This is a genomic window from Geomonas silvestris, assembly GCF_014193515.1.
GTDB classification, from domain to species: Bacteria; Desulfobacterota; Desulfuromonadia; order Geobacterales; family Geobacteraceae; genus Geomonas; species Geomonas silvestris.
Window position 1 is genome coordinate 1 of the sequence record NZ_BLXX01000010.1, and the last position, 12,271, is coordinate 12,271.

Consider the following 12,271-nt stretch of genomic DNA (forward strand, 5'->3'; position numbering starts at 1 on the left):
CTGGTACTGCTGACCGCGTTGCTTACGGTTCCGGCATGTCCGAGTACTGCGCAAACTGCCACACCGCGATGCACAACGACAGCTACACCTCCGGCACCAAGGGCCTGGTTCACCCGGCTGGTAACGGCGCCAAGCTGACCGCTCCGATCGCCGCCAACTACGCAGCTTACGTATCTTCCGGTATCATGACCGGCACCGGCGCAGGCTACTCCGCAATGGCTCCGTTCGAGACCGGCGCTGGCAACACCCTTGCCGACGTGACCGCTCTGAAAGCGTTCCAGGCTAGCCCGACCGCACCGGGCACCACCAGCAACGTGCTCTGCCTCTCCTGCCACCGTGCACACGCCTCCGGTTTCGAGAGCATGGCTCGCTACTACCTGGGCAACGAGTTCATGACCATTGCTGACAGCACCAACGCAGCTTCCTACGACACCAGCACCACCGAGAACAAGATCAACCAGGGCTACACCGTTGCTCAGCAGCAGAACGCTTACAACGGCCGTCCGGCTACCGTGTTCGGACCGTGGGCACGTAACTACTGCAACAAGTGCCACGCTAAAGACTAGTTCTACCTTCGCTTGACTGTGATGAAATTGAGGGCCGGCATTATGCCGGCCCTTTTGTTTTTGGCCCATCGGGAATATTCGGGGGAAGCCGGATAAAGTCGGTCTACAGCACTGCTGGCGGCCTTACGCCCTCCCCTTTGCGAAAGGGAGACAGAGGGGATTTCCTGTTCGCCATCGTGGCGCGCGTCGGCCTGCGGCAACTCTGGTTGAAATCCCCCGTGTCCCCTCTTTGCTAAGGCTCTTGAAGGAACTTCGGGGATGCTGACTTGGCTGGACTGGTCGCCATCGGCAGGGCGTAGTTGACGTTGTAGAGGCGAATAATCATTCGCCCTTCTCTCCCAACGGGAGAGGCGGCCGAAGGCCGAAGCTGATGTCAGGTGGTCCTGGCGTGTGGTACGCGCCTGCCAGCGCGCCGGGCGAATGATGATTCGCCCCTACGTTATCCGCGCAGCAGGGAAGCGGGGGGGCTTCGGGAACCCAATCGCATGACGCATGCGATCGGGTAAGAGGGGGGCGGGGGGGAGAGAGTCGGTGGATAGTCCTACGGCAGCGTGCTTTCCCAGCGGGCAGGCCACCCGAAACCGCCGAGCTCCCGGTTTGCTGCCCTTATGAAGCCGCTACCTCCCGATCCGTTTCAGCCAGTTTTTGGCCAGGTCGGAATCCGGCTTTTGCTGCAGAACCCGATAAAAACAGTGGGCCGCCTCGTCAAGGCGGTTTTGTTTTGCGAGAAAGACACCCAGGTTGAAATTGACGTCCAGGGAGTTCGGTTCGATGGTCATGGCCTGTCTGAAATAGCCGTCGGCTTCTCCCACCATTCCGGCTGCTGCCAATTCGACGGCAATCGTGAGCGGACCCCTTGCAGAGGAAGGCTCCAACTTCTGGACGGCTTCATAATGGGGCCGGGCTTCAGAGCTGCGGCCCGACTTGATCAGCAGAATTGCCAACTGCAGGTGCGCGTCTGCCGCTGCCGGATCTTGCCTCAGGGCCGCTGCAAACTGCTCCGCAGCCTCGTTCAATCTTCCTGCCTTGGCCAGCGCTCTGCCGGCATTGACCATCACCATCGGTTCGCCCGGGTCCAGACGCGACGCCTCCCTAAACTGTTCCAACGCCTCAGCGTACCTCCCCTTCGCGAGATACATCGTCCCCAGGTTGTTGCGGGTCAGCGCGGAGTTCGGCCAGATGCGCAGGGCCTCCTGGTACGCCGCAAGCGCTCCGTCGGCGTCTCCGTATTCCTGGTTCAGTGCAATGCCGTAGTTGTTGAGGATGAGGTAGTTATTGCTGGTGACCGCCAGCGTGTGGCGATAGAGGGTGATGTTGTTGCGCCAAAAGCCCAGCTGCTGCCAGGTCATGACGGCACAGACCGCAAGCGTCAGGACGGAAAGGGCTGCCAGGGCCTTCTCCTTGAACGACAGCGAGCTGCACAGCTCGGAAACACCCCAGACCGCGATGATGGAGAGACCGGTATAGGGGAGGTAGGTGTAGCGGTCGGCGTGCGACTGCCCACCGACCTGGATCAGGCCGATCACCGGCAGCAGGGTAACGACGAACCAGAGCCAACCGGTTGCCAGGTAAGGAAAGCGTCGCCGGAAAAAGAACACCGCAGCGCTGATGGCGATGAGCACCAAAATCGATCCCGCAAGCTGCCAGAGGATGATTTCGGTCGGAAACGGGTAGAGGATGGCCATGTCGTGAGGCCAGAACATACCGATCAGGTATCTAACGTAGGCTATGAAGACGTTGGCCAGGCGCAGGCCGAACTGCACCTTTTCGAGGCTTTGGACCGCACCGCCATGCTGCTGCACGAAGATGGTGGCGGCCGAAGAGAGCAGGGAGATGAGAAAGAAGGGGACCTTTTCCAGGAAGAGGTGCCGCGCGGTGCGGGGGGCGGGGGCGGTCTCCGCCTGGTCGCGCCGGAAGCGGTTCAGTGGCCACCAATCGAGCAAGAGCAGTACCACCGGAAGGGTCACCAGCATCGGCTTGGCCATCAATCCGAGAACGAAGCAGCCCATGGTCGCCAGGTAGCGCCAGGGCTTGGGTTTGTGCACGTAAGCTACGTACATGAGCAGGGTCAGATGCCAGAACAGGCCGCTCAGGACGTCTTTGCGCTCCGCCACCCAGGCAACCGACTCCACGTGCATGGGGTGCAGCGCGAACAGCCCTGCGACGACGAGGCTGCGCCACGGCATCGCGGTAAGGCGGACCAACAGCAGAAACAGCAAAAAGGCAGAGACGGTGTGCAGCACGACGCTGGTCAGGTGGTGGCCGGCCGGCTTCAGGCCGAACAGCTGCACGTCGGTCATATGGGAAAGCCAGGTGAGGGGATGCCAGTTGGACATCTCGGACGATTGAAGGGCCCAAGCGACGCTGCCGCCGTGCAGCCCCCCCTTCACCACGCTGTTGGCGGTGACGTACCCGGGATCATCGAAGTTTATGAAATCAAAGCCGGCGGTGCGCGAGAATAGTGCGAGGGTGACAACCAACATCACCAGACAGAGCAGGGTGCTGAGCCGCATGTGTGATCCTTTAGGTGGTATGAACGAGGCACCATCTCGGCTGGTGTGTCACGTTACCTGGCAGGTAAGGCAACTTTTCCCGAAGTAATGGATGAACCTGGGCAATGGGGGAGGGGAGGCGAAGAAATCCCGAGGGGTGCGCGATAGGGTATCGAAGGTGTCGGCTGGTGCTACTGTGCCTGCCTGGGAAGAATCCCTTTGATCTGCAGCATATCCCGCTTGAGCCGTTGGGCTGCATAAAATTGCGGCCGGGTCATCTCCTTTACCAGCGAGTCCCTCTTTTCTTCGGCTTTTTCCACTCCCTGGCGCGCGGCGAAATCGAGCCAGGCATAGGCCTGGACCAGGTCGCGGACCTCGCTCCCCGGGGTGCTGTAGAGTACCCCCAGGTCGTACTGGGCCTGAGCGTGACCGTTAGTGGCCGCCAGTTGGTACCATTTCAGCGCCTCGGCGGGGCGCGAGGTGGCTACCGAGCGGTTATCGTAGAGCGCTCCCAGGTTATACGCCGCGGCCACGTGTCCCTGGGAAGCGGCAACGCGCCACCAGACGGCAGCCGCCACCTTGTCGGGAGCCATTCCCTTCCCTTTGCTGCACTCCATGCCCAAGAGGTAGGCGGCTTCCGCGGGGGGATGCACCGTGGCCAGATGGTGCCAGCGCGAGGCTTCGACGGTATTGGGCGGAATGGCGAGACCGGCCGCGTAGATCCTGGCCAGACCTTCCTGGGCCGGGATGTACCACTTGGCGGCGGCCAGCAGGTACCACTTGACCGCACTGGCGTAGTTCTGCTGGAAGCCGCAGCCGGATTCGCACATGGTTCCCAGCAGGTACTGGGCTTCGGTGTCCCCCTGCTCGGCAGCCTTTTTGAACCACGCGGCGGCGGTCTGGTAGTTCCGTTTGACTCCCCGGCCGGTGGCGTACATGATCCCCAGGTTGAACTGCGCCTCCAGCTGGGATTGCCGCGCCGCGATGAAAAAGCAGTTGAAGGCGGTGGTCAGGTTGCGGGCCACGTTGTGCCCGTTGACGTGGTCGACGCCGATGTCGTTCAAGGCCGCAGCGTTGCCGGCTTCGTCTTCGGCAAAATCCGGCGACTGCGTGCGCGGCGCACCCTTTTGCCCGCCCCCCGCCGTCTTGCGGAATTCCAGGGCACTGTCGGTCTCCAGGTACTGGCAGAGGTTTTCCGCCTCCTGGGCCAAAGCGCTCCCTGTCCCAAGGAGCATCGCTACTATGAAGGCTGCGGCAAGAACAGGTGCTCTCAAGATGCTCTCTCCGAATTAAAACCAACGGTCCGGTACGTTCCCCGACAGCAGGGCGGGGACAACCGATGGACGTTACATATCATGACACCTGACGCAGTTTTCCCTGGTGGTAAAGGCCGTATAGTCGTCGTGGCAAGCGCCGCAGGATTTTTTCTCCTCGTCCATCTCGGTCATGGTCACCCGCGGGGTGGTGTAGTTGAGAGGGAAGATCTTGGCATGGCAGTCGATGCAGCGGTACGTCTTGACGTGATAACTGTGGCTGAAGGTGACCGGCCCGGCGTTGTTGCACTTCATCACCAGGTCCCCGGCCAGGTGGCAGCGGTAGCAGTCGATGAGGGGAAATGCTTTTTTCCTGTTGTGGCAGGCGCCGCACGACTTGCCGCGCTCCATCTCGGCCATGGTGACCGGGTTGTTCCTCCCGGTTTTAAACAGGCGGGTGTGGCACTCGTTGCAGGAGAACTTCTTGGTATGCGGGGTGTGAACGAAGACCACGTTGCCGACGGTTTTGACGTTGAAGGTGATATCCCTGATGGTGTGGCAACGGCCGCACTCGCCAAGCGGGAAGGCGATCTTGCCGTGGCAGGCGCCGCAGGATTTCCCCTTGTACATCTCCGCCATGCTTACCGGGCGCACCGACTTGTTCCGGTAGATTTTCTCGTGGCAGATCGTGCAGTTGTCGTTGATTGCCTTAGCCCTGGTGTGCACGTCGTGGCTGAAAACGACCGTCCCCCCATTGATGGCCTTGAACACGATGTCAAAGACATCCGAGGCGAAGACCGAAACGCAAAGGGCCAAGGTGACGGTGCCCGCCATGAGGAGGTGTTTAAGCGACATTACGGATCCTAGGAGTTCCTGAGGTGAACAGCACTAAGTCGGCAGCATGCTATAGCGTGAAAAAGGCAGTTCTGTCAAGGGATTAGTTGCGTTTGCGGCGCCCTTCCAGGATGGCCAGATTAATGAACGCTACGGCACCTGCCAGGGTGAGGAGCCAGCCGATCATCACCTCGCGCGGATAGTACTCCATTTCCAGCAGGTGGCGTCCGGAGCTCCAGGGGACCGCCCTGACCACATAGTCGGCGCGCCAGATTGGAATCTCCCGGCCATCGAGGCGCGCCTGCCACCCGGGCCAGAAGGAGTCGTTGATGACCAGCACCCCGTCCTGGCCAGCCTCCGCGTCGATGCGCAGGGTGTTCTCGGTGCGCGCCGCGCTGAGGACCCGCCCCGCCCCCGGATCCCGGGGGACCGAGGTGGCCCCCTCGAGAACGACGGCGCCGGCGCCCTTGGCGTACGCGGCCAAAAGCCCCTGGAGCGCTGCGTCCTCCCCCGAGGCAGGGAGGAGTTCCCCGGCAAAAAGGGCCCAGGGACGGTGCGGCACCCTCCAGACCGAGAAGTCCCACTCGGGGTTGTCCAGGACCCTGGTCCCCCCCTCGCTCGCGGCGATGGCGATCTCGGTCTCCTGCGGGGTGTGCGGGTTCTTGACCACCATGTGGGTCAGCGAGTAGCGCCTGAGGGCCGCCAGGGACCGGGGGCCGAAGCTGCCGTTCAGGGCGCCGATCAGGCTGTCGAAGCGTTGCGGGCGCAGCCCGGTGTAGGTGTTGATCTGGTCGATGCCGGAGGCGACGTTGTAAGAAGGGGATCCCATGTGCGACTGGCCGCCGACCTGGGCGTCCAGGAGATCGAGCCCCCTCGGGTAGTAGTAGTTCTCCTCCATCGGTGTGGCGATCCGGGTCTGCTCGCCGTTCACCTTGATGGCGGCCAGAGGGGCGCTGTCACAGACCCCGGGGTTACCGGCGTGCAGGGCGAACGGTGCCGCCAGGGAGGACTCCAGGAAGACGAGCGCCGCAAGCAGGGGAGGGAGCGCCGGGCGCAGCCGCGGCCAGCGCAGGCCGGCAGCGATCAGGCCGGCCAGGGCAACGAGGCTCACCCCGGCATGCACAAGCCCGCGGGAGAGGTTGTGGTACGCCTGCAGAACTCCCTGCTGCGCGGCCGGGGTGTCGACTTGGGCGGCGAAGGAGGGGGAGCGCCAGAAGAAAACCGCGCCGACGAGTGCCAGGGCGCCAAGCCCCCCGGCAAGGACGGCCCAGCGTCGGTCGGGATTGCCGGCCAGCTGCTGGGCGCCGAACGAGGCAAGCACGGCAAGGCAAAGCGCCAAGGGCCCCACCAGCTTCTCCGCGTAGCGGAATTTGCCCCAGACCGGCAGGTGATGCAGGAGTTGCTCCGAACCGGCATGAAAGCCAAGCGCAAGCCAGAGGAGAACCAGCGCGGCCCCCCCCAGAAGAAGTGTCAGCCGTTTCTGCCGCAGACCCGCGACGGCGAGCAGCAGCAGCCCCCCCCCCAGGTAGACGCTCGGCAGGAAGGGCATTTCCAGTCCCGGCCGGGACATCCCGCCCAGCCAGATGAACACCGGCCACTGGGTGGTCCCAAGGTTCGGGCTGCCGAAAAAGCCGGGCACCAGGAACTCGATGAGCCGCCAGGGCGCCAGGGCCCAGGTCAGCCGGTCGAAGGGGTCCAACTGCACGCCGCGGGAGGTCTCCTGGAGAAAGACCAGGGTGGGGATCAGCTGCACCGCGGCCAGGGCGGTACCCACCGCGACCCCGAGAGCCGCCCGGCGAACCCCTGGCCCCCCGCCTGCCTCCCAGGACAGGGCAAAGCCCAAAAGGAGTGCGACGATGCTCCACTGGGGGTCGCCGGAGAACCAGAGGGCGCAGCAGGCGAGAGCCGCCGCGGAGGCTCCGAAACGCCGCCCCTCTCCGGCCCGGCGCAGCGCAGCCAACACCCAGGGGGCGGTTGCGGCGGCGCAGAGGTACTGCACGTTGGAGCTGAGGCCCTGCACGTACCCGGAAAGCCCGTAGCCGAAGCCGGCGATGGCCGCAGCGGTAAGCGGGGCACCGAGCACGCGGGAGAACAGCGCCGCCCCGAGCGCCGCCAGCGCGAAGTAGCCAAGGATCAGGGCATCCATCCCGGCGTGCGGGAAGAGGTAGGCACCAAGGAGCGACACCGGGTGGAGGACGCCGTGCATCATCTGGGCGAAAAGCGGGATCCCCAGGATCTCGTGCGGGTTCCAAAGCGGCAGGTGAAAGCTGCGCAACGCCTCGACGACGGTGGGCCGGATCGGCTGGAAAAGTTTGGAGGTGTCCCGCCAGGAAAGGGTGTACCCGGAGAGGAGGTAGAGCGCTCCAGGCGAGAGGACCCCGGCGACGATTGCCGCGGCCCAGAGAAGTGCCGGCCTGACCGCGCGCGGTGCAGTGGGCGGGGTGCCCGGATCGGAAAGCCTCGTCGATTCCCGCAGCATGTCAGTTCTTCCCGGGGCCGGCCTTCATGCTGCGGACGCTCTCGAGGTTGCGCCTCGCGTTGGCGTTCTCGGGGTTGAGTTGCACCGCGCGTTCGAACTCTCTGAGCGCGTCGGCAGGGCGGCCGGATTTCAGGTAGGCGATCGCCAGGTTGTTGTGCAGCTCGTCGTAATCGGGGATGATCTGCAGACACTTCTCGTAGTAGCGCAGCGCCGAGGCGATATCGCCCTGTGCCAGGTAGGCGTTGGCCAGGTTGAAAATCGACATGGGGTCGCCGGGGTTTAACTGGGAGGCCTTGGTGTACTCGCCGATGGCGTTTGGGTAGTCACCCAGCTTCTTGTAGACGATCCCCAGGTTGTTGTGCAGCTCGAAGTTGTTGGGATCGATCGCCAGGGCGGCGCTCAGTTCCTTTTTCGCCTCGTCCAGACGCCCGGCGGCACTTAAGTAGAGACCCAGGTTCTGGTGCGGGCGCAGCTTCTTGGGGCTGTTCTTGGCGGAGTCTTCCCAAAGCGAGATCTCTGTTTGCCACACCCGGTTTCTCGAGAAGGTCGCCACGGCGAGGACCAGGACCAGCACCCCGAAGAGGCCGGCGAAGAGCCTGATGCCGGCGGTCGTCCCCAGCGTGAGCCGGGCTGCCAGGTGGGAGAGGGCGGTCACCGCGAGGAAGAGCCCGAAGGAGGGGAGGTACACCCGGTACTCGGCGCCCAGCTCCCCCAGCGGCAGGATGCTCGATTCGACGGAGAGCGTGACGAAGAACCAGAGGATGCCGAAGCCGGCAAGCCTCAGCTCGGGGAACTCGCGGAGCCTGCCGCTCAGGTAGTAGCAGAAAAGGCCGGTGAGGAAAATGGCGACCAGCAGCAGGAAACAGCCGAAAACCGGGAGTGCGAACAGGGTGTGGTATTTGGTGAAGTCGTGGTCCACGTTTTGGTGGATCGGCAGGAACAGGAGCCGCAGGTAGTCGGTGATGACCCCGAACTGGGTGAGCAGGTAGTCGCCCCGGGAGATCTTCGAGACGTCTGCGGCGGTGATGGTGCGCATGGTGCTGTCCAGCGCGCCCAGCTGCCCCTGCTGGAGGAATACCAGGATCGGGATGATGCACAGGGTGGCGGCAAAGGGTGCCAGGGCCTTCAGGCGAGCCTTGAGCCCCCGGTCCAGAAAGGTGAAATCGTACAGGGCTACGATGAAGGGGAGGGTGAAGCTGAACTCCTTGCTCAGCATCGAGCCGACGGTGCTGGCCAGGGCAAGTCCGTACCAGAGGGCGCGCTTGCCGGCGGGCTCGGTCTGGGACTTCAGGTAGCAGAAAAGGGCCAGCAGGTAGCCGCAGGACGCCATCAAGAGGAAGCGCGAGGTGATGTAGGTGACGGCATGGGTCTGCATCGGGTGCACGACGAAGAACAGCGCCGTAGCGGCGGCGATCGCCTCCGGGTAGCCCGCGCGGGAGTCGTCCCCCCTTGGCGCGCAGCGCTCCAGTTCCAGGGTGTAGCGCGCGATCAGGTACACCAGGTAGCCGTTAAAAAGGTGCAGCGCCAGGTTGACGACGTGGTACCCCACCACGTTCAGGCCGTGCAGCTTGAAGTTCAGCGCCAGGGTGAAATAGCCGAGGATCCTGGTCATGAAGGCGAACTGCAGGGCGGGTGGGAGCGAGGTGGGGGAGAGCTTTTCTATCTTGAAGATATCGAGGGGGGAAAAGAAGTAATGGAAGGTCCGTATGATGGAGTTGGTCGCCACGTAGGACTCGTCGTCGAACTGGAAGGGGACCGTGAAGGAATTGGAGTAGGCCAGCACCCCCAGGACTACAATCAACGATGCCATCACATACTTATTGCCGCAGATGCTCTTGTACATGCGAGGGTTCCTTCGGGATGCGGAGGATGCTAGCGGAACAGGTTGTATTTAACGATGCATTTCAGGGCCGAGAAGCCGTCTTTCCAGCCGATCTTCTTTCCTTCCTTGTAGGTCCTTCCCGCGTAGGAGATGCCGATCTCGTAGATGCGCAGGTCCATCTTGGCTATCTTCGCGGTGATCTCGGGCTCGAAGCCGAAGCGGTTTTCCTCGATCCGGATCCCGTCAAGCACCTCGCGCCGGAACACCTTGTAGCAGGTCTCCATGTCGGTCAGGTTCAGGTTGGTCATCATGTTGGATAAAAGCGTGAGGAACTTGTTGCCGACCATGTGCCAGAAAAAGAGCACGCGCCGATATTCGCCGGTACAGAACCGGGAGCCGTAGACCACGTCCGCCTTCCCCTCGAGGATCGGCTGCACGAGCTTGTGGTACTGGCCGGGATCGTACTCGAGGTCGGCGTCCTGGATGATGACGATGTCGCCGGTCACGTTCTGAAAGCCGGTCCTGAGCGCCGCGCCCTTCCCCTGGTTGCGGTCGTGCAGGACGACGCGGGTGTTGCCGCCGGCCAGCTCGGCCAGGATCTCGCGGGTGCCGTCCGTGGAGTAGTCGTCGACCAGGACGATTTCCTTGTCGATGTCCACCGCCTGAACGGCGTGGTAGATCTCCCTGATGGTCCCCTTTTCGTTGTAGATCGGGATGACGACGGACAGTTTCATGAAGGACGTCCTTTGGATGTTGTGATTCGCGCCGTGGCTGCGGCGGCGGTCCGGTTGCCGCACCGCCGGAAAAGCCCGCGGCTTCGGGCCAGGCAGGGCATTTGCCGACAGCGAGGAGTACCACAAGCTGTCCAAAAGGTCAACTCGCCCGAGCAGGACCAGGCGAGGCGGAACTGTCATAAAGCTTGCGCGGATATCTACTCTTAAGGTATATTCCGACGCACTTGTGCCTCAGGCCAAGGACCCCGCTGGACGCCCCCGGCACGCGCCCCCCCCGAACGGGCCGGCCGCGCCCGGACGACGCGGATTGCAAGGTGAAAGGTTGTTACCGTGACCAGCACAGCACGCCTCCTGAAAACCCCCGGAATCAGAACCTTTCTACAACTCTTCACGCTGGTGCTGGTCTGTTTTGCCGTATTCGGCCCGGCATTGCGCCACGATTTCCTGATCAACTGGGACGACCGCCAGTACGTACTGGACAACCCCCTGATCCAGGGCCTCAGTCTGGAGCACCTGCGGGGCGCCTTCACCACGTTCCACCTCGGCAACTACGCTCCGCTGCATCTCATGTCGTACATGCTCGACTACGAGCTTTGGGGGATGAAGTCCTTCGGGTTCATCCTCGGCAACCTCATCATTCACGCCGTGAACGGTGTGCTCTTCTACCTGCTGCTGCGGCGCCTGGCCGGGGAAAAGGTGTGGATCTTCGCCGCCGCGCTCCTTTTCCTGGTCCATCCGGTTCAGGTCGAGTCGGTGGTCTGGATCTCGGAGCGCAAGAACCTGCTCTCCATGACCTTCTTCCTGGTCTCCTGGTACTGCTACCTCCGCTACCGGAGCCCGGAGCCGGGGCGCGGCGCAACCTTCTACGGGGTGTCGCTCTTCGCCTTCGTCCTGGCGCTCTTGACGAAGTCGGTGACGGTCGTCCTCCCCTTGGTGCTTCTCCTGCATGAGCTCTGCTACGGCGAGAAGCGGCAGGGGAGGGGGGCGCTTATCGACAAGATCCCCTATTTTCTGGTGGCGGCCCTTTTTGCCGTGCTCGCCCTGAAAAGCCACGCCGCGGCCCAGGGGGGGATCACCTCCTTTCATGGCGGAAGCCCCACCGCCACCTTCCTCACCATGCTCACGGTGCTGACGCACTACCTGGGTTTCTTGGCCTGGCCGGCGCAGCTGAGCGCCTTCTACGACGTACAGCTTAAACCCGCAGTGGACCAGCAGGTGGCCCTGGCCGCACTGTGCTGTCTTGCGCTTTTGGTCCTCGGTTTCCTGGTCTATCGCCGCAGGCGGAAGCTCTTTTTCTGGTACGCCCTCTTCTTCGTCGGGCTGATCCCGGTCTCCCAGATCGTGCCGATCGTCACCTTGATGAACGACCGCTACCTCTACTTCCCGATGCTCGGAGCGGCGGCCTTTGTATGTGCCGCACTGCTGGGAGAGGCGAGTTTGGAGGGGGGGGTCGCCTCGCGCCGCTCGCTGGCGACGCTGGTGCTCATCCTGGTGGCGACCGGGGGCTTCGCCGCTGCCGCCAGCGCCAGGGTCCCGGTATGGCAGGACAGCTACACGCTTTGGAAGGATGCCAGCGCGAAGGCTCCCAGGCTCGCGCTTACCCACGACGCCTACGGCGAGGGGCTGCTGCAGCGCGGCCGGTTCGACGAGGCCATCAACGAGTTCCAGATGGCCCTGAGCCTGGAGCGTATCGGTGCGCAGAAGAGCCAGGATCCGAACTGGCGCACCACCTGGGCGAACACGCGCAACAACCTGGGGACCGCCTACGGCATGAAGGGGTGGACCGACCAGGCGATCGACCAGTTCGTCATCGCCCTGAAGCTGGATCCGGACCTCGCCAAGGCCCACTTCAATCTGGGGAACGCGCTGATGAACAAGGGACAGGCCGAGGCGGCGCTGCGCTCGTTCAGCAGCGCGGTGCGCCTGAACCCCGGTAACCTCGCTTTCCAGGCGAACCTCCGCCAGACGCGCGAGATCGTGGAGTCGAGAGCGCCCCAGGGGATGCCAGGCGGGCCGAACTAGCTGGAACCGTGGTGGGGGCTTTGTGACAAGGCTTCCGGTGAAATGACATAACGATGTGATGGGCAGGCG

The 12,271-nt window shown here is 63.2% G+C and carries 7 protein-coding genes and 1 pseudogene; 2 read left to right on the forward strand and 6 right to left on the reverse strand.

What is annotated here, in order from left to right; translation table 11 throughout:
- Positions 1-566: pseudogene (locus tag GMST_RS14915) on the forward strand (cytochrome C); the annotation flags it as partial.
- A 617-nt stretch (positions 567-1,183) separates the two neighbouring features.
- Here the strand turns inward: GMST_RS14915 and GMST_RS14920 are convergent.
- From GMST_RS14920 to GMST_RS14945, 6 genes are all read right to left on the reverse strand, one after another.
- Complete coding sequence (locus tag GMST_RS14920; RefSeq protein ID WP_183355490.1) at positions 1,184-3,079, reverse strand: tetratricopeptide repeat protein; 1,896 nt, start codon at positions 3,077-3,079, stop codon at positions 1,184-1,186.
- A gap of 170 nt (positions 3,080-3,249) precedes the next feature.
- Positions 3,250-4,332 (reverse strand): tetratricopeptide repeat protein, encoded by a 1,083-nt coding sequence (locus GMST_RS14925; RefSeq protein ID WP_183355491.1) that lies wholly within the window; start codon positions 4,330-4,332, stop codon positions 3,250-3,252.
- 72 nt (positions 4,333-4,404) lie between these two features.
- Positions 4,405-5,166 carry a cytochrome c3 family protein gene (locus tag GMST_RS14930; RefSeq protein ID WP_183355492.1) on the reverse strand — a complete coding sequence of 254 codons (762 nt, stop codon included), beginning with the start codon at positions 5,164-5,166 and terminating at the stop codon, positions 4,405-4,407.
- Positions 5,167-5,248: 82 nt separating this feature from the next.
- Positions 5,249-7,624, reverse strand: coding sequence for a hypothetical protein (locus GMST_RS14935; protein WP_183355493.1), 2,376 nt, complete (start codon positions 7,622-7,624; stop codon positions 5,249-5,251).
- A gap of 1 nt (position 7,625) precedes the next feature.
- Positions 7,626-9,467: a tetratricopeptide repeat protein gene (locus GMST_RS14940; RefSeq protein WP_183355494.1), complete on the reverse strand. Its 1,842-nt coding sequence runs from the start codon at positions 9,465-9,467 to the stop codon at positions 7,626-7,628.
- 29 nt (positions 9,468-9,496) lie between these two features.
- On the reverse strand, positions 9,497-10,180 hold the full coding sequence (locus GMST_RS14945; RefSeq protein WP_183355495.1) for a glycosyltransferase family 2 protein: 684 nt from the start codon (positions 10,178-10,180) through the stop codon (positions 9,497-9,499).
- Positions 10,181-10,510: 330 nt separating this feature from the next.
- Between GMST_RS14945 and GMST_RS14950 the strand changes: the two genes are divergently transcribed.
- Complete coding sequence (locus tag GMST_RS14950) at positions 10,511-12,202, forward strand: tetratricopeptide repeat protein (RefSeq protein WP_183355496.1); 1,692 nt, start codon at positions 10,511-10,513, stop codon at positions 12,200-12,202.
- Positions 12,203-12,271: the final 69 nt, after the last annotated feature.